Annotated in this window: 15 protein-coding genes; 4 read left to right on the top strand and 11 right to left on the bottom strand. The window is 51.9% G+C overall.

From position 1 onward, the window contains the following. Window positions 1-70: 70 nt before the first annotated feature. Together NSS83_RS22355 and NSS83_RS22350 are read right to left on the bottom strand one after the other, a co-directional pair. Window positions 71-1,486 carry an ATP-binding protein gene (locus NSS83_RS22355; protein ID WP_341182795.1) on the bottom strand — a complete coding sequence of 472 codons (1,416 nt, stop codon included), beginning with the start codon at window positions 1,484-1,486 and terminating at the stop codon, window positions 71-73. Window positions 1,487-1,679: 193 nt separating this feature from the next. After that, entirely contained in the window at window positions 1,680-1,883 is a 204-nt protein-coding gene (locus tag NSS83_RS22350) for a CsbD family protein (protein ID WP_341182796.1), read from the bottom strand. Window positions 1,884-2,367: 484 nt separating this feature from the next. On the opposite strand from NSS83_RS22350, the gene NSS83_RS22345 reads away from it, so the two are divergent. The 4 genes from NSS83_RS22345 (at window position 2,368) to NSS83_RS22330 (ending at window position 6,887) form a co-directional block, all read left to right on the top strand. Beyond that, window positions 2,368-3,273: an FMN-binding protein gene (locus NSS83_RS22345; protein WP_341182797.1), complete on the top strand. Its 906-nt coding sequence runs from the start codon at window positions 2,368-2,370 to the stop codon at window positions 3,271-3,273. A gap of 49 nt (window positions 3,274-3,322) precedes the next feature. After that, window positions 3,323-5,200, top strand: a complete 1,878-nt coding sequence (locus tag NSS83_RS22340) for an FAD-dependent oxidoreductase (RefSeq protein ID WP_340757404.1) — start codon at window positions 3,323-3,325, stop codon at window positions 5,198-5,200. A 238-nt stretch (window positions 5,201-5,438) separates the two neighbouring features. Beyond that, entirely contained in the window at window positions 5,439-5,888 is a 450-nt protein-coding gene (locus tag NSS83_RS22335) for a hypothetical protein (protein ID WP_341182799.1), read from the top strand. 18 nt (window positions 5,889-5,906) lie between these two features. Then, entirely contained in the window at window positions 5,907-6,887 is a 981-nt protein-coding gene (locus NSS83_RS22330) for a polyprenyl synthetase family protein (RefSeq protein ID WP_341346494.1), read from the top strand. An 819-nt stretch (window positions 6,888-7,706) separates the two neighbouring features. Here NSS83_RS22330 and NSS83_RS22325 read toward each other — a convergent pair. The 9 genes from NSS83_RS22325 to NSS83_RS22285 all read right to left on the bottom strand — a co-directional run bounded on the left by NSS83_RS22325 (window position 7,707) and on the right by NSS83_RS22285 (window position 17,289). After that, the gene (locus NSS83_RS22325) at window positions 7,707-8,591 is read right to left on the bottom strand and encodes a UbiA-like polyprenyltransferase (RefSeq protein ID WP_341182801.1); all 885 of its coding nucleotides are present in this window, start codon (window positions 8,589-8,591) and stop codon (window positions 7,707-7,709) included. Between the two features lie 17 nt (window positions 8,592-8,608). Further along, window positions 8,609-9,892, bottom strand: coding sequence for an aspartate aminotransferase family protein (locus NSS83_RS22320; protein WP_341182802.1), 1,284 nt, complete (start codon window positions 9,890-9,892; stop codon window positions 8,609-8,611). A 124-nt stretch (window positions 9,893-10,016) separates the two neighbouring features. Then, a complete protein-coding gene (locus tag NSS83_RS22315; RefSeq protein ID WP_341182803.1) occupies window positions 10,017-11,942 on the bottom strand; it encodes a U32 family peptidase in 1,926 nt (641 codons plus the stop codon). A 21-nt stretch (window positions 11,943-11,963) separates the two neighbouring features. Further along, complete coding sequence (locus NSS83_RS22310; RefSeq protein WP_341182804.1) at window positions 11,964-12,755, bottom strand: energy-coupling factor transporter transmembrane component T; 792 nt, start codon at window positions 12,753-12,755, stop codon at window positions 11,964-11,966. Continuing rightward, window positions 12,748-13,656 carry an energy-coupling factor transporter ATPase gene (locus tag NSS83_RS22305; protein WP_341182805.1) on the bottom strand — a complete coding sequence of 303 codons (909 nt, stop codon included), beginning with the start codon at window positions 13,654-13,656 and terminating at the stop codon, window positions 12,748-12,750. The genes NSS83_RS22310 and NSS83_RS22305 overlap by 8 nt, the downstream gene beginning before the upstream one ends. Continuing rightward, window positions 13,632-14,498, bottom strand: a complete 867-nt coding sequence (locus NSS83_RS22300) for an ATP-binding cassette domain-containing protein (protein ID WP_341346493.1) — start codon at window positions 14,496-14,498, stop codon at window positions 13,632-13,634. Before NSS83_RS22300 ends, NSS83_RS22305 begins: the two co-directional genes overlap by 25 nt. 19 nt (window positions 14,499-14,517) lie before the next feature. Beyond that, on the bottom strand, window positions 14,518-15,081 hold the full coding sequence (locus NSS83_RS22295) for a Gx transporter family protein (protein WP_036700635.1): 564 nt from the start codon (window positions 15,079-15,081) through the stop codon (window positions 14,518-14,520). After that, window positions 15,065-15,454 carry a NusG domain II-containing protein gene (locus NSS83_RS22290; RefSeq protein ID WP_341182807.1) on the bottom strand — a complete coding sequence of 130 codons (390 nt, stop codon included), beginning with the start codon at window positions 15,452-15,454 and terminating at the stop codon, window positions 15,065-15,067. Before NSS83_RS22290 ends, NSS83_RS22295 begins: the two co-directional genes overlap by 17 nt. A gap of 299 nt (window positions 15,455-15,753) precedes the next feature. Continuing rightward, entirely contained in the window at window positions 15,754-17,289 is a 1,536-nt protein-coding gene (locus NSS83_RS22285) for an HD domain-containing phosphohydrolase (RefSeq protein ID WP_341346492.1), read from the bottom strand. Window positions 17,290-17,676: the final 387 nt, after the last annotated feature.

Here is a 17,676-nt window from a genome sequence, read left to right as displayed (position 1 = left end):
GCTTCATTCTACTCAGCACCAGATTCCTGTCAATACACCGAAATCACAAATAAAGTTGGAGCTGCGGGGATTAGACGGACGCGCCTGAATGTAGAGGCAAATGTAGGGAGAATATACTGCCCTGGCCTTCATGGCTATGCAGGGTAATGAATCCGCCCAGGAGCCTGGCCAGATCATTGCTGATAGACAAACCCAGTCCCGTACCGCCATACTTGCGGCTGACATTGATATCCGCCTGTTCAAAGGCTTCGAAGATCAAATCATGCTTCTCCGGGGGAATGCCGATTCCGGTATCCTGCACCTCAAAGGCAATCCACTTCTGCGAAGCAGCCCCCTCCTGACGTTCCACTACACGGATATTCATAGTGACCCCGCCAGTCATCGTGAATTTGAACGCATTCGAGAGCAGATTGCGCAGAATCTGCTGCACCCGCTGGGGGTCCGTGTAGATCACGGCCGGTACCCCTTCGTCCAGAGAGACGCTGAAGGTGAGCTGTTTCTGTCTGGCTAAGACGCCAAACTGCTGAACGAGCAGATCAGGGACCTCGCTGGTATTTAAATCCTCTATAATAATATCCAGCTTCCCGGCCTCCACCTTGGACAGATCGAGAATATCATTGATGAGCGACAGAAGATCCTCCCCCGACCGGTGAATGATCCCGCCATATTCAGCAAGCTCCTCCGCACTCAGGGACCCATCGCCTTCTTCTATCATCTGGGACAGATTAATAATGCTGTTCAGCGGGGTTCTTAGTTCATGGGACATGTTCGCCAGGAACTCCGATTTGAACTGTGAGGCGAGCATGAGCTGCTTGGCTCTTTCCTCGAGCACAATTTTATTCTTATGCAGCTCCTCCGTCTGCTCGGACAACAGCTTATTCGCTCTAATGATCTGTCCGGTACGCATCAGGTCCAGATGGAAATCGCGGATAATCAGCGCGAACAGAGCGCTGAGGACAAGGCCTGCGGGAAAGGTAACCGGCAGAATCTTCGTTATGTAATCATGTGTGGGAATGACCCCAAATACGGCAATATTCAGCACATTCACTACATTGACTACCAAGATGGTGACAATCCCCTTATGCATCATCGAGAAAGACGAACGCTTCATCCATAGGCTTAGAGCGGCACAGACAAAGCCCAGGATAGTCAGATTCAGCACGCCTACCAGCGCTGCCTCGTTCACTCCGAAGGTCAGGCGCGTAAGCCCGGTTGCGATTCCAATGATAATCAGAACCAAGGGCTGGGGGTAAGCCAGTGTTGAGATGATAAGCGGTACGTACCGCAGGTCAAAAATGACATGCTCATGCAGTCTGTAGCCGAAAAAGGTGCTGATCCACCCTGCGAAGACCGCGAGCAGCACCCAGCTTACTCTTTTAACAGGCTCGGATGCGTGGGTTACGGTGTACTTGTATATTAGATTCGCCAGATAGGACAGAGTGATTAGTAAAGCTGTATTCACAAAAAAGATTTTGACATATTCCATGGCTTCACTCCTGCAGCGAAAATAAGTTCACATATAATGTTTATAGTATCATACTGGAGGAATGAAAACATGAAGCGTGAGGGCTATTGCATATGTATATATATGAGAATGAAAGCTGCCGCATGTCCGGAAGACAGCAAAAGAGCGCAAATCAGATACAATTTGCGCTCTTTCCTTTATTATGAACTGCTGATTAGCTGCGGTGGGAGGACTCCCACTTATGGTACTCCGCTTCGGCTTCATCTTTGGAATGGCCGTAACGCTCCTGCAGCTTGCCTACCAGCTTGTCTTTTTCACCGTCGATGACATCCAGATCATCATCTGTCAGCTTGCCCCATTGCTTCTTGGCTTCACCTTTAATCTGCAGCCACTTACCTTTGATCACATTGTTATCCACTACAAGCTCATCTCCTTAGTTGTCTAATTTAATGTCTGGCGAAAGCTTATAATTGCTTGTGATCTATTACCCCTATGACTTTTCGCTGAATCGCCAAGGAGTGCAGGGGCTGCAACCTGCAACGGGGTAAAACCGTGCAAAATAACTCAACTTTTGTCACATAAAAGTCTTTATAAAAAGCTATTCAACTATCTTAAAATTTGATATACTTCAGAAGTAAATTTATTTATGATTTAAGTGATTATTTTCACATGATAGTTTCAATGCTTGTGCTAAAATGCCATCGAACAAGAAACGATATGATTAAATTTTTTCTTATTGCCTGCCGATATATGTCGTATGCCTGCTACAAAAAGGGACTTAAGACCGAGATGAGAGTGACATTTATCATTTATAAAGTGATTTTTATCACTTCCAACGCTATTAAAATGTTTTACATTTTAATATATATATTTTAAACTATTTTCTTGGAGGTCATATCAAAATGAAAAAAGCTTCTGTAATCTTGTCGAGCGCTCTGGTACTGGGTACTTTACTCGCAGGTTGTGGCAACAGCAACAAAGCAGAGAACGCTGCTGCAACAACAGCACCTGTAGCAACTGCTACTGCCGCAGCTGAAGCAACTGCTGCACCAGCAGCCGAAACAGGCAAGTACCAGGACGGAACCTACTACGGTACAGTGGATGCCGATCCAGAGACTGGCTGGCAGACCTTTGTACAACTGACTGTAGAAGGCGGCAAAATCACCAAAGCTGACTGGAATGCTTTCAATGTTAAAAATGCGGGCGACCTGAAGAAAAAAGTATCCGAGGACGGCAACTACGGTCTGGTTAAAATCGGTGGTGCAAAGTCCGAATGGCATGAACAGGCTGCTCTTGCTGAAGCCTACCTGATTGAAAAACAAGATCCTGCTGCTCTTACTGTAAATGCTGAAGGCAAAACAGATGCAATCTCCGGTGTATCCGTACACGTTAGTGATTTCGTTGGCGCGGCTCAGGCTGCACTTGCTGCCGGCCCTGCACAAGCAGGCCCATACAAAGATGGCGGATATACCGCTGAAGGCGAAATGGATGCTAAATCCGGCTGGAAGTCCACTGTAGCTCTGTCTGTTGCTAACGGCAACGTTGTAGCTGTTAATTTCAGCGGTGTGAATGCTGCAGGCGACGATAAGAAACAATATTCTGTAGACGGCAAATACGGCATGAAAGCCGGCGGCGCTGCTGCTGAATGGCATGAAGAAATCGCCCTTGCCGAGAAATACTTCCTTGAGAACAAAGGCGTAGCTCCTACCCTGGATGCTGAAGGTAAGACAGACGCAATCTCCGGCGTATCTATCCACGTTGGTGAATATTTCACACTTGCACAAAAAGCACTCGAAGGCGCGAAATAATTATTCGCTACCCTTTTGCAGCTAATCAGATGAATGAGGTGAGTTTCTCTTGAAGAAAATAGTCATTTTGGGCGGCGGCTACGGCGGCGTACTCACGGCTAAGAAACTGGCAAAGAAATTTAAGAACGACAAAGATGTAGAAATCAAACTGATCGACCGAAATCCATATCACACTCTTTTGACTGAGCTGCATGAGGTTTCTGCGAATCGCGCACCTGAGGATTCGATCAAAATTGACTTGAAGAAAATCTTTGCCGGCCTGAAGGTAGATGTTGTTCTGGATGAGATCAGCAACATTGATTTCAAGAACAAGAAGCTAAAGTCCGACAAAGCCACTTATGCTTATGATTATCTGGTCATCGGCACAGGAAGCAAGCCAACCTTCTTCGGAATTCCTGGAGCAGAAGAGAACACCTTCTCCTTCTGGTCCTACGATGATGCAGTTGCCCTGAAGCGTCAGATCCGCGACATGTACACCAAAGCTGCGAAGGAAAAGAACCCGGCTACACGCCGCGCTATGCTGACCTTCGTAATCATCGGTGCCGGCTTCACCGGCGTTGAGCTTGTAGGTGAAATGGCCGAACAGCGCGACGAGCTCTGCAGAGAATTCTTCATCGATCCTTCCGAAGTCAGACTGGTCGTGGCTGATATGGCTCCGAAGATTCTGCCTATCCTGCCGGATAAGCTGATTCAGAAAGCCGAAGCCCGTCTGCGCAAGCTGAAGGTAGAAATCGTTACCGGCGCCAAAATCACCGAAGTAGGCGCAGGCTCCGTTGCCCTCGGCGAGAAGAACATCGTGGATGCACAGACCATCGTCTGGACAGCCGGTGTTGAAGGCTCCGAAATCGTCGGCAACCTTGATGTTCAGCAGCAAGGCCGCAAACGTATTGTTACCAATGAACACCTTGAAAGTGTTGACCATAAGAACGTATACGTTGTAGGGGATAACATCTTCTTCATCCCTGAAGGCGAAGAGCGTCCAGTTCCGCAAATGGTTGAGAATGCTGAACAAGCCGCTCCAGTTATCGCAGGGAATATCACTGCCGATATCAAGGGTACGCCTAAAAAAGCATACAAACCAGGCTTCCACGGCACTATGGTTTCGATCGGCAGCCGCTACGGTGTAGCGAACGTTGGTCTTCCGGGCAAGTTCTTCATGCTGACCGGCTTCATGGCTATGTTGTCCAAACATTTCATCAATATGTTCTATCTGTCCCAGGTTGTGGGCTTCAACAAGGTCTGGACATACATGATGCACGAGTTCTTCCATGTTGAGAACCGCAAGAGCTTCGTCGGCGGTTACTTCTCCAAGCGCTCGCCGAACTTCTGGCTCGTTCCGCTCCGTATGCTGCTCGGGGGAATGTGGTTATATGAAGGTATAGAGAAGATCCGCAAAATCTGGGTTGATCCAAATAAGATTTTCCTGATTCCTGCGGCTCCTTATGCAGACGCCACATCAGCAGCAAGTCAGGCTGTGGATGCAGTCAAAACTACCGTAGATGCCCAGTCTGCCGCTTCCGCAGTATCCACTGCCAAAGAAGCTGTATCGGCTCTTCCGGTTCCAGGCTTCATTTATGATATCTCTAACTGGTTCATGGATCTCATGTTCTACAACCCGGACGGTTCTTACACCTTCCTGGCTAAATGGTTCCAAATCGGTATGGTTTGTGCCGAGATCGTCTTCGGTGTAATGCTGATCGTTGGTCTGTTCACAGCTATCTCGGCTCTGGCCACGATAGGTATGGCGGTTATGATCTGGACCACCAAGATGGCAGCAACAGAAATGCTCTGGTATGTTGGGGCAGCGATTGCCTGCATCGGCGGTTCCGGCAGCGTGTTCGGTCTGGATTACTATGTTCTTCCTTGGCTCAAGAAGCAGTGGAAGAGGATTCCCCTCGTCCGGCGCTGGTATCTGTATACCGACTGATGAACCGGGTAACCGGTGGTTAAGAACTACATTCATTTATAACAGCGGCGGATGCATAAGCTGCGCTGCTGCAAGCTGAATAGGATATTCTTAAGAGTAATGTGTCCCTAGGACACATTACTCTCCTTGTTTAACGAGGTGCTTGTACATTTATGTGCGCATTTTCAACAAAGTGGTTTTGTAGGGATAATCAGGGATCCGGTTCCTCCAGCAAAACCGACAAGAAGGAGAGAAGCTTGTGGACCAAAAAATCATTGAAGATACGTTCCGGTTGCTTCAGGCTGAAATGTCTGATATTGCCGGAATTCAGTTGTCTCTCTCTCCGGCAGAATGTGAGCAAATGCTCTCGGTACTGGAACGCCATGATCTGGAATATGACCGCAAAATCCATTTACTAGGCATTTATACCATTCTTACCGTGGCAGCACAGCGCCATATGGAATGTGTCCCACATCATCCTGACCTGACCCGCAATATTTTGGATGGAGATTACCTCTACAGCTTCTATCTGCAATTTGCAGTGAAATGCCGGGAGCTGGATCTGGTGGCCTACATGGCCCCTTCCATCAAAAAAATGCAGATCGAACGTTCAAATGGAGAGTTCACGGAACACAATCCTGCCAGGGAGCTGGGTGAATTCCTCATTCAGGAGCGCAGACAACGAAGCCGTACCAGCAAAGCCATTTGACAGGTGGGAACACGAACGATGAAGCTGCATGAAGCACTGAATATCGATCTGAATGAAATTAACCGCGAAATTAAGAATCTGGTGACCCGCGATAAGGATGTTCCCAAAAAGTCGCAGCTGGCGCAGAGCATTCTTGAACTGACAGGCTCCGGCGGCAAACGCCTCCGCCCGCTGATGGTCATTGTCGGCAGCCGTTTTGGACTGAAATCCGCCGAACGCCGAACCCTGCAATTATCCGCTGCGGCTGAATTTATCCATGTGGCCTCACTGATTCATGACGATATTATTGATAACGCCGAGCTGCGGCGGGGCGAGCCTGCGCTGCATATCAAGACCGGGATTCTATCCGCTGTCCATATCGGTAATTATATGTCTGCCCGCATTATTGAACTGCTTAGCAAGTACACCGGGGATAAGGACCGTTACGTTCACGATTTGTCCTCTGTCGCTACGGGCCAGCTATGTCTCGGTGAATACCAGCAATTGGAGCATGCCTTCGATTATGATCTTACACTGGAGCAATATCTGGAGAAGTCCCGTAACAAAACCGCGCTGCTGATGGCCACCTGCCTGCGGGTAGGCGCACTGTCGGCGGAGAGCAGTGCAGAGACTGCCCAGCTTCTCTATGATTTCGGCGAAGCGCTGGGGATGTCATTCCAGATTCAGGATGACATCCTGGACTTCACGCAATCGGCGGATGTCCTCGGCAAGCCGGCCGGCAGCGATCTTCGCCACGGTCAGGTTACCCTTCCGGTGCTCTTCGCCTTACAGGATGCTGAGCTTGCTCCTGTCATCCGCAGAATAGGCCCTGACTCTTCTCCTGCGGACATCGTGCAGGTCTTGGAGCTGGTAAGAGGCAGTGATGCCCTAGCCCGCTCAGAGGCCCTCAGCCAGGGCTACCTGTCCCAGGCTGCCGGAATTGTGGAGCAGCTCTCCAGCTTCCCTGCACATGCCGATCTGAAGACCCTGCTGCAATACTTCGCCGGGCGTGACCGCTGATCCGGGTCTTGCCCGCCGGCACGTTTTAATATTTTCCCAATCAAGAGCCTTTAATCAGGCTCTTTTTTGTTGCCTTGGCGGGTTCAAGGGATGGACCCTTGGAATCTAATGCTGATGATTGTACTTTGTACAACAGATTCCACCAATTCTTAAGCTCAAACGTGTTCTGTTGTATTTTGTACCATTGATTTCGTAAAAAGTGCCCATTTCACATCCATTGAGCAAATTCTACTGTACAAAGTGCAACCGATGCGATTTTAAGACTAATTTCACCGGATTCTAATGTACGGAATGCAATTGCCATGCCAATGGTTACTGCCACTTCGCTAAACAAGTGAACGCAGCGAAGCGAACGTGAACGTGTTTAGCTACAGGGATGTTACAGGTTTGGGGGGGTTCGGGGTTCGGGGTTCGGGGTTCCGGGTTCGAGGTTCGTCTCGGTCTCGGTCTCGGTCTCGGTCTCGGTCTCGGTCTCGGTCTCGGTCTCGGTCTCGGTCTCGGTCTCGGTCTTAAGGTTGCTGCCCAAAAAGAAGAAAAGCGCGAAGCTCTAAGCTTTTCGCGCTTTTTTTGCTGCCTGCCCCTGCTGGGGAGGCCTGTTGTCTTTTTGAAGTTAATCTTGCCTGGGGAGGTTAGGACGGAACGGAGAGGAATTTTGGAACTGGAGGAGCGAAGCGTTCGCCTTTAACTTCGGATTCCTACCGCAGCCAGCGGTTATAATCAGGGAATCCGAAGTTAACAGCGACCGGAAGTCCAAATATTCCGCGCAGTGCAGCGCCCCAACCTCCAGCGCACCCGACGCGCCGCCCCCCACCCCCACCTCTAATTAACGTAAAAATAATCAATCAGCGTACAAAGTAATATCACCATACTGATCACCTGATTCAAATTATAAGAAGCCACCTTCATCAGCTTACGGTTAGCAGGCTTGATGATCTTGTGCTCCGCCATGAGCAGTACCGTAGCAATGCCGATGCCGACCAGATACATCCAGCCGAGATCACGCCAGAGGTACAGGAACAGCAGCAGCATTACCATAATGAAATGCAGCCCCTTGGAGATCCGCAGCGCTTTCTCCAGGCCGAAGAAGCTCGGGATGGACCATAAGCCGTTCTTCCGGTCGAACTCAATATCCTGAGTTCCGTAGATGATATCAAAGCCGGCAATCCATAGCATTACCACGGTTCCGATCACGAACGGCGTGAACGCGATGTTCCCTGTAACCGCAAACCAGGCGCCAATTGGTGCCGAAGCAATCACGAAGCCCAGATACAGATGGCTGAGGAAGGTAAAGCGCTTCGTATAAGAGTAGGATGAGATCAGTACAATGGCTACCGGTGACAGCACCAGACAGAGCAGGTTCAGCATGCCGGAAGCCACAATGAACAGAGCATAATTGATGATAATGAACAGAATGACTTCTTTCTCGGCGAGCAGACGCTGCGGCAGATGCCGGTGGGCGGTACGCGGATTGTTGCCATCGAAGGTGCGGTCCACCAAACGATTGAACGCATTCGCCCCGTTGCGTGCCCCGATCAGCGCGATCAGTCCCCATAACATCATATGGCCGGAAGGCCAGCCGCCAGCCGCCCACACCATCGAGATGATGGCAAACGGCAGGGAGAACAGCGTATGGGAGAACATCACCAGCTCGCTGAACATTTTCAATTTAAGCGCCGTATGTTTAAAAGCATTAATGATAACCATAATGTTAGGCCTCTTTCTTAGTGGATCGCTTGCAGCACTTCACGGAGTGCATCCAGCAGGGCATCGATATTCCCGGAAGTGACAACTAGCGGCGGCTGGAAGGCGAGAACGTTGCGGCCTATCCCGTTTTTGCCGATCAGGTATCCGCGGTCCTTCAGCTCTTCCAGCACATAGTCTGTCACAGCCGCAGCGTCCTCAGTCACCGAGCCGGCCAGCTCAGCCCCCAGCATAAGTCCGCTGCCCCGTACATCAGTAATCAACGCAGGGTAACGCTCCTGGAGAGCAAGCAAGCCTTGCTTCAGCTGCCCGCCGAGCTCAGCCGCACGTTCCGCCAGCCGTTCATCACGGATGTAGTCCAGCACCGCCAGCGCTGTAGCCGCAGAGACCGGATTCCCTCCGAACGTCGAGGCGGAAGGCTTGTTCAGCGATGCCGCAATCTCATCCGTCGTAGAAAAGGCAGCAATAGGCACTCCGTTCCCCAGCGCCTTAGCCATGCTGATAATGTCCGGCACGACGCCGAAATGCTCCATCGCAAACATTGCTCCCGTCCGGCCGTAGCCGGTCTGGATTTCGTCGTCAATCAGCAGTACGCCGTACTGCTCAAGCAGCGCCTTCACCTCACGGAAGTAAGACAGCGCAGGCATGACGATACCGCCGTTCCCTTGAATCGGCTCCACGATCATAGCAGCGATGGTGTCTCCCTGGGCAGCGAGTACTTCCTTCAAATTCTGTATGGACTGAGCCGCCGCTTCCTCCAGCGTCAATTCCGGATGATACGGGCGCTTAATGAACGTTACATCCTCATCGAGGTAAGCATCGGTTCTCCACATTTGCAGCCCGGTCACACTCATAGTGAGATTGGTCCGGCCATGCAGGCCGGCCTCCAGAGCAATGAAGCCTTTGCGGCCCGTATGCATCCGCGCCAGCAGCAGCGCCCCTTCATTCGCCTCTGAGCCGCTGTTGACGAAGAATGTCCGGCGCAACGCGCCCGGCAGCACTTCTTCCAGACGTTCCGCTAAGTCTACATTCGGCTGGGTCAGATAGATCGGCGAGGTGTGCTGCAATTGCTGCAGTTGTGCTATCGTACGTGAAGTAATAGCCGGATTACAGTGGCCGCAGGCAACCACAGAGACTCCCGCGAAGAAGTCGGTGTATTCCTTGCCGTTCTCATCGTAGACGTACTGCATGCTTCCGCGTACCAATTGCGGGGCATCCCGGTAAAAATGTGCGGTGCACGGGTAGAAATACTGCTTTCTTTTGGCAGCTACCGCTTCTCTTCCAATGATGACGCTCTGTTCCATGAGATTCCCCTCGCTTTCAATCGCTGATGATTCAACATGAGTTTGTGAAAAAAGGTACTTATAATTGCGCCATATGCCCTTATTATACTCGCAGCAGCGTTATTTTAAAATTGAATTATTAGCATTAGTTAAATTGCAGTGAACCGAGGGTATACCCCGCATATACCGGCTTCAGTCCGCCCAGCAGATCATCCTCCGGCTTCGTTCCATCCATCGCAGCCTGATAAGCAGCAATAATGGTGCGCAGTTCCTTGATACTGTATGTTGCGCCTTCTATCCGGAAGCTGGCAATCCCCAGGCCGTTCATTTCACTAAGCATCGGAAGATAACATAGTTCCTTGGCGAACAACAGATGGCAGCGGCCATATTGGTCACGGTAGACCGGGTTCTCGCCCTTGTCAGTCTTAAGCACCAGCACATCATTGCGGACATATTGGTTGTCTTCTTCCCCAATCGGCTCCATCACCTCTGTATTCTCGAACAGATCATGCTCCATATACATCAGCGCCGGCGTTCCGTGCACCACAACCTCCAGCGGCAAGTCGCTGCGTGAGGTGAAGGAGGCGAAATGCTCCAGTGTCATCTCCGGTGAAACGGTCAGCTTAGTAAGGCCCAGTCCCGCATACAGCCCGGCAGACAGATGGTTGTAGACATTCAGATTAGCATCGCCCATCATCGGATAACCGGTCGTGCGGTAACGGCGGATCGCTCCCAGGTTCGTAATGATCAGGCCGTCAATCGGCAGCCGCTCTCCGCTGAGCAGATGATCATACTGGTCGAAATGCAGCTCATTCATCATCCGCGGCAGGCCGAGATAGAGCTTGGTATGACCTTTTACCGCTCCAAGCTCCTTAATATCCTGCTTCGTAAACGGACGGTCCGGCTCGAACACATCGCCCGGCAGATACAAGCTGTCTACCCCCATCTCCAGTACGAGACGCGCCTGCTCCATATTATTCACACGTACTGCCAGCTCAGGCTTGTTAAGGATGCTGCGTCTGTCTTCAGCCATTCGCCCCCGCAGCTCCGTCACCCGCTCCGCAGACAGCTCACGTTCGGCAGTCGGCGTACTGAACACTTTGCCGGTGCTGTAGAACTTGCCTGTTCCCTCATAACGGCGGTTGATATTAGGTAGTCCCGGTTTGCCAAAAGCATACGCCGTGGAGAAATCGCGCTTACGGTTGTTATACAGCTCTTTGGAATCCTTGGTGCGGTCGAAGCCCAGCGGATCATCAATATAACGGTCAATCGCATCGCCGTAGCTGTTGGACAGCATCACCATGAAGTCTTTATCGCGCATACGGCCTTCGATTTTGAAGGAAGTAATGCCGGATTCAATCAGCTCCGGAAGATGCTCATACATGAACATATCCTTCACCGCCAGCGGATATTCCGCAGGGAAGACATAGCCATCACGTTTGATCCGGTAATCCCAGCGGCAAGGCTTCATGCATTTGCCCCGGTTGCTGCTCATTCCGAACACCTGGGAGCTAAAGTAACAGTTCGCCCCGTGGACAGAGCACATATCACCATGAATGAAATATTCCAGCTCCATGCCGCTTTTTGCGCCCAGCAGCTTCGCGGTCTGCAGATCCATCTCGCGGGAGGTAACGACCCGGCTGACGCCCAGCTCCTTCAGCGCGTGGATCATCTCCAAATTATGCACATTCATCATGACGGAAGCATGAACCGGCAGATTCAGCCCCATCTCGCGGATCAATTCCAGCACCGCCATATCCTGCACGATCAGCGCGTCCGGGCGGACCGTGTCCAGGAAGCTAAGGTACGCTCTGGCCTCTTCTACATCCTCTTCGCTGAACAGATTATTTACCGTGATATATACTTTTTTATCCATACTATGGGCGATATTCAAGGCTTCGATAATCTCTTCATGACTCAAGTTATAGCCCTTGCGCATCATTCTCATGTTCAGCACCGGACCGCCGAAATACACCGCATCACACTTCGATTCAATGACAGCCTTGAAGATCTCGAAGGTTCCCGCAGGTGCCAATAACTCCACTTCTTTACCATTAAAATAACGTGCCATTTCCGTATCCCCCTAAATGTCTTACAATAATGCTACTGCAACTCCCAGTACAACGAACATAGCAACAAAAAGCGTATCCGCCGCGCCCCACCTGAGCCGGTGATACCGGCTGCGCGGCGCATCCATGCGGAAGCCCCGGGCTTCCATCGAATAGATCAGGTCCTGGGCCCGCCGGAACGCACTGGCGATGACCGGAACCAGCAGTGAAACGAGCATGCGCGCCTTCTCCTTAAGCGGCAGCTCCTTCAGATCCGCTCCGCGCGAGGCCTGCGCCTTCAGAATAATCTGCGCCTCATCCAGAATCGTCGGAATGAAGCGGAGCGCGATGCTGATCATCAGCGTAATCCGGTCGGGTGACAGCCTGAGCTTCTTCAGCGGGGCGAGCACACCCTCCAGCCCCTGGTTCAGCTTGCCTGGCGTTGTCGTGAAGGTCAGCAGCGCGGTGAAGGTCAGCAGGAACAGCATGCGTATTACCGAGAATGCCCCCAGACGCAGACCGCCCGCATGCAGCGAGAATGAGCCAAGCGACCATAGCACCTCCCCTTCCTTCACGGACAGCGCCTGTACGATGAAGATGAACAACATCAGATAACGTAAAGGCTTCGCAGCCTTAATGAAATATTTCAATGGAATGCGGGTCGTCGCCATCACCACGATGGAGAAGACCGCGACAAGCCCGATCGATATCCACGAAGTGGACAGCAGGATGATGGCTACATAGAGCAGCATTCCGGTAATCTTGGACCGGGCATCCAGCTTATGGACCCAGGAGCCCGTATCAATGCTGCGTCCCAGCAGCAGACGCTCATTCATGGCCATCCCCCATTTCTTCCGAACCGGAGGCATTCAGCGTGCGGCGCTCTTCCAGCAAGGCCGCAAGCCGCCCCGCGAGGCCCTCTGCTGTAAGGAGCGGCTTCTCGCCTCTAAGGCCAAAGCGCCCGGCGGCAGCCTGCCAGTAACGCAGAGACTGCGGAACCCGCAGTCCGCAGCGCTCAAGAATCGCCGGATCAGCAGCCAGCTCGCCGCCGCTGCCCTGGAAGGCGAGTTCCCCTTCCTTGAGCAGGACCCAGTTGTCAGCATAAGGCAGCAGTTCATCCATCCGGTGCGTCACGATGATGATCGTGCGTCCCTGCTCGCGGCATAGCCGCTCCAGCAGAGCGATCAGCTCCGCACGGCTTACCGGGTCCAGGGTGGCTGTCGGCTCATCCAGCACCACAATATCCGGGTCCATCGCCAGCACCGAGGCAATGGCCGCCTTGCGCATCTGTCCTCCGCTGAGCCGGAAGGGATTGCGCTCCAGCAGCTCCAGATCCAGTCCCATATCCGTCATGGACTTGCGCGCCCGCTCCTTGGCCTCCTCCAGGCTGACTCCAAAGTTCAGCGGCCCGAAGCAGAGATCCTTCTCCACCGTATCTTCGAACATCTGCTGCTCCGGGAATTGAAAGACGAGGCCTACCCTCCGCCGCAGCGGAAGCAGCCTCGGTGATTTCTCCCCTGCAGTTATCGTTACATCCAGCACCTGCACCGTGCCTTCTGTCGGCTTGAGAATGCCGTTGAACAGCTGGAGCAGCGTAGATTTGCCGGAGCCGGTGGCTCCGGCAATTCCGGTCAGCGAACCCCCGGCAATCTCCAGATTAATCCCGTGCAGCGCCGTTTGCTTCCACATACTGCGGTCAGCATACGTATAGCTTACTTGCTGTAGTTGTATTGCCATAGTGTGTCTATAAGCTCCTTTTCGCTGGCGGGTACATCCACCGTAATTCCCCGGCTCTCCAGTTCACGGGCAAGCTGCCAAGTATAAGGCTCCCGCAAATGACACTTCTCCAGCAGCTCCTCATCACGGAATAGCTCAGCAGGTGATACATCTGCCGCGATGTTTCCCCCGTGCAGCGCCAGCACCCGGTCCGACGCCAGAATCTCATCGGCATCATGAGTAATCAGCAGGATCGTGTAGCTGCCCTCTGCCTGCATGTCGCGCAGAATCCCCATAAGCTCATCGCGGCTGCCCTCGTCCAACATAGAAGAGGCCTCGTCGAAGATGACGATGCCTGGCTTCATAGAGAGAATCGAGGCGATGGCTACACGCTGCTTCTGCCCGCCCGACAGCTCTCCGGGATGCTTGGACAGCAGATGGCTGATCCCGAGCTTACCGGTATAGAATTCAAGCCGCTCCTTCATTTCTTCGTAAGGCAGGCACAGACCCTCCAGGCCGAAGAGAATATCTTCTTCCACCGTCTGCCCGATGAACTGGTTATCGGGGTTCTGGAAGACCATTCCGATGCATTGCCGGATGGATTGAATCGTCTCTTCCTGCAGCGTATGTCCGCAGACAGAGATATGGCCGGCGCTCTTCGGAAGCAGCGCATTCAGCAGCTTGACCAGGGTCGATTTGCCGCAGCCGTTAGGCCCTACAATGCTCACCCATTGACCCCGCGGGATCGACACGTTGATATTATGGAGAATCGGATGCTCCGGATCATAGCCGAAGGATACGCCCTCAAGGGCAATAACTGCCGGCTTCTCACCAGCTTTTGTATCGTTGTACGCTTGATTCATGTTACTCATCCTTCCGCAGCTAGTGACCCGGTCCGTTCAGGAACTCTTCAAACAAGGATATTTTGGATAGCGAGTCAACCACATACCGGACGGCGAAGCCGACAGCAATGCCTGTAATAATACCGGTGATCAGAAGAACCGGCAGGTAATAGAAAATACTGGTTGAATTAAATACGAACGAGGCTGCCAGCAGCTGTCCCGTATTATGGGCCAATCCTCCCGCAATACTGATACCGATGACACTGAACTTTCTGCGGCCAAGCTTCACCAGCGCGAACATTACAATGAAGCTGAACAGGGAGCCGAACAGGCTGAACAGCAGGCTGGACAGCGTGCCGAGCAGGAAGGCGGTCAGCAGTGTCTTCAGGATCACCAGCACCAGGACATCACGTCCGCGCAAAAAGTATATACAGGTCAAAATCATAATATTGGCGAAGCCGAGCTTCGCCCCGGGCATCAGCCCCACTCCGGCCAGCGGGATCTGCGCCTCCACAATACTCAGCACCACAGCAACGGCAGCGAATATAGCAATTATTACGGTCCGCTTCAGCGCTGTAGCCGATTCACTACTGGACATAGCCATCTACTTCATCCTCCCCGGCCGCACTTGCAATCTCAACCAATACCCGGTGCGGAAGACAGACGATCGTCTGCTTGGGCAGCGTGATGAAGCCGAAGCCGAGGCACACCTTATCCGGACAATCCGCATCGAACATCTCAACCCCGTAATCATGCACCTTCAGAATGTTATAGCCCCGCTCGGTGCGGACCTCAATAGTCTGCTCTTCTTTGGTTAGGGTTATCGTTTTGAATAACTTACCATCTACTGTTATATTAGCCTTGAGTTCTTTGCCCGGCCCACCTTTATCAGCATCGTTTGACAGCCATCTTGGCACGAGAAAAGCGAGCGCAGCAATCAGAACGACAGAAATCAGCAGCACATCTGCGCGTTTCATAGAAATCTCCCTTATTTTTTAATTAAAATCCAGACTTAATAATTATAACGGTCCGCTCTCAATCCTTCAATGAATGTAGTCGTTAATTGTCGCATTTCCCTGTCAGTTCACAAAATAGGCACGCAAAGCTGAAGCGGAACCTCCATAAACTGGATAGTATCCGCTTCGGCAAGTGGAAACGGTACCGTCCTTTTAAAGGACGGTACCGTTTCAGCGAGAAATAGAAGAACAGTTTATCAGGTGAAACATATAAATTCTTATATTTCAAGGAATATTAGGATATGCATTCATCTAAAGTATTACCCCGCCTGGATAGGCTGAGCATCCTTAAGGGCTTCCGGCTTCCGGCCGAAATACCCCAGGAACAATCCGGCGAATTCAGGGTCCCATTGGCTGCCTCTGCCCTGCTCCAAAATGCCGAGCGCCCGTTCATGGTCCATCCCTTTCCGGTAAGGCCGGTTGGATGTCATTGCATCATAAGCATCTGCTACCGCAATAATCCGGCCATGCAGGGGGATAGCCGTACCGGCAAGACCATCCGGGTAGCCGTGGCCGTCATAACGCTCATGATGCGAGCGGACGCCGCCGAGAAAGGGTGCCATTTTGTCCGCCGGTTCAATCTGGCGCAGAATATTCTCTCCCAGCACCGTATGGCTCTGAATCTGAAGGAACTCCTCATCGGTTAGGGCTTCTTCCTTGAACAGGATGCTGTCTCTCACCCCGATCTTACCAATATCATGCAGCAGAGCTGACTTGCGCAGATCATCCAGCTCCTGCCCCCTCAGTCCGGCCAGCTGGCCGATAATCACCGAATACTCCGCTACACGGAGCGAGTGTCCTGCCGTATACGAATCGCGGGCATCCAGCGCCACGGCAAGGGTGGAGAAGTAGCTGTCCAGCAGCTGGCGGCTCTGCTGCTCCCGTGCCTGCAGCCCGCGGACCATCATGTTAAAGCCTGCCACCAGCTTCGAGAACTCATCGGAGTACTCATCCTGCACCTGGACCAGATTGCCGTCCTTCACCTGGTTCATCGCCTGATACAGCTCATGGATCGGATGCTGTACGCTGTTCGTCAGCAGCCAGGCCGCAATGGAGGAGAACAGCGTGCCAATCAGCAGCACCATCCCTGCCCAGGCCCAGTAGCTCTGAAGCCCGACGACGACTATCGAATCCCCCTCACCGTTCATACGAATGTGTGTCGCCATAATAAACAGGAACAGCGGGAAGGTGCCGATCAGCATACAGCTCACCAGGAATTTGGGACGTATCGGCACGAACACATAGCCCTCCAGGGAAAAATCAACACTATACTGCTCCAGCGCACGGTTCCTGAACTCCTTAATCAGCGGAATTATGGAGGTGCAGGTCAGGAAGAATTCAATCAGGGCATGCATACAGGCCACAAGCACAGCGCAACACATGGCCAGGATCAGATAGAAATAAGGGAACGTAACCCAGCCGGCATGAATCATCCAGAAGGTCAGCAGCAGAGCCGGAACGGATAATCCGAGCAGATGCGGCCCCATAATCCGCTGAATGGCCCGTTTGGGCAGCTGGTGCGTGTGCAGATATGCTTCTTCCAGCATCGATAGCGCAGCATGCTCCTGAATCAGCGCAGCCCGTATAGGTCTGGTCTGTCTGAGAAAGACAGTAATCTCTATGGACGCCATAATCACAAAGGAACAAAGAAGCACCAGCAGGAGGCGGTAATATTCAACCCGGCTGATCTCCAGGGAAGATAGCATAAGCAGACTCCCGACCGCGAGTACCGCTACAGCTGAGCCGAAGATATAGTTCCGGATCTGTTTCTTCAAAAAAATTCTGTATAGTTCCATCGGTCCCCTCATTTCCATCCCGGCCGCAGCCCAATGTACAGTTGCATATTTATTATACCCGTGCTATAATAAAATAATATTTGTTTTCGAGTATGTATATCCCCACCAAGAAGATGTCAGGCCGATGAATCACTTCTCTATATTATCGGCGGTTTGGACACAATATCTTACGTTTTCTTGCAGTACTTTTCCTTTTTATGAGACTAAATTCGAACATAGCATTCCGATTCACACTGGCGCGGCCACGGAGCCGCAAGGACAAAAGAGAGGTAGGGCTTTTGTCGTATTGGAAGGATTTCTCTCGCCACACGGCTGCTGGAAATAACAAGGAATAACGACACCCGTTTCGCTCACAAACGGCGGGGGATTTATATACCGATAAGACAT

The organism is Paenibacillus sp. FSL H3-0469 (assembly GCF_038051945.1).
In the GTDB taxonomy this organism is placed as follows: domain Bacteria; phylum Bacillota; class Bacilli; order Paenibacillales; family Paenibacillaceae; genus Paenibacillus_AQ.
Note: the sequence above shows the minus strand (reverse complement) of the source record. Positions and strands in the feature narration are given on the sequence as shown.

Coding starts and splice junctions, on each gene's coding strand:
- NSS83_RS22355 (WP_341182795.1), bottom strand. CDS start 1,486: ATGGAATATGTCAAAATCTTTTTTGTGAATACAGCTTTACTAATCACT.
- NSS83_RS22345 (WP_341182797.1), top strand. CDS start 2,368: ATGAAAAAAGCTTCTGTAATCTTGTCGAGCGCTCTGGTACTGGGTACT.
- NSS83_RS22330 (WP_341346494.1), top strand. CDS start 5,907: ATGAAGCTGCATGAAGCACTGAATATCGATCTGAATGAAATTAACCGC.
- NSS83_RS22325 (WP_341182801.1), bottom strand. CDS start 8,591: ATGGTTATCATTAATGCTTTTAAACATACGGCGCTTAAATTGAAAATG.
- NSS83_RS22320 (WP_341182802.1), bottom strand. CDS start 9,892: ATGGAACAGAGCGTCATCATTGGAAGAGAAGCGGTAGCTGCCAAAAGA.
- NSS83_RS22315 (WP_341182803.1), bottom strand. CDS start 11,942: ATGGCACGTTATTTTAATGGTAAAGAAGTGGAGTTATTGGCACCTGCG.
- NSS83_RS22310 (WP_341182804.1), bottom strand. CDS start 12,755: ATGAATGAGCGTCTGCTGCTGGGACGCAGCATTGATACGGGCTCCTGG.
- NSS83_RS22305 (WP_341182805.1), bottom strand. CDS start 13,656: ATGGCAATACAACTACAGCAAGTAAGCTATACGTATGCTGACCGCAGT.
- NSS83_RS22300 (WP_341346493.1), bottom strand. CDS start 14,498: ATGAATCAAGCGTACAACGATACAAAAGCTGGTGAGAAGCCGGCAGTT.
- NSS83_RS22295 (WP_036700635.1), bottom strand. CDS start 15,081: ATGGCTATGTCCAGTAGTGAATCGGCTACAGCGCTGAAGCGGACCGTA.
- NSS83_RS22290 (WP_341182807.1), bottom strand. CDS start 15,454: ATGAAACGCGCAGATGTGCTGCTGATTTCTGTCGTTCTGATTGCTGCG.
- NSS83_RS22285 (WP_341346492.1), bottom strand. CDS start 17,289: ATGGAACTATACAGAATTTTTTTGAAGAAACAGATCCGGAACTATATC.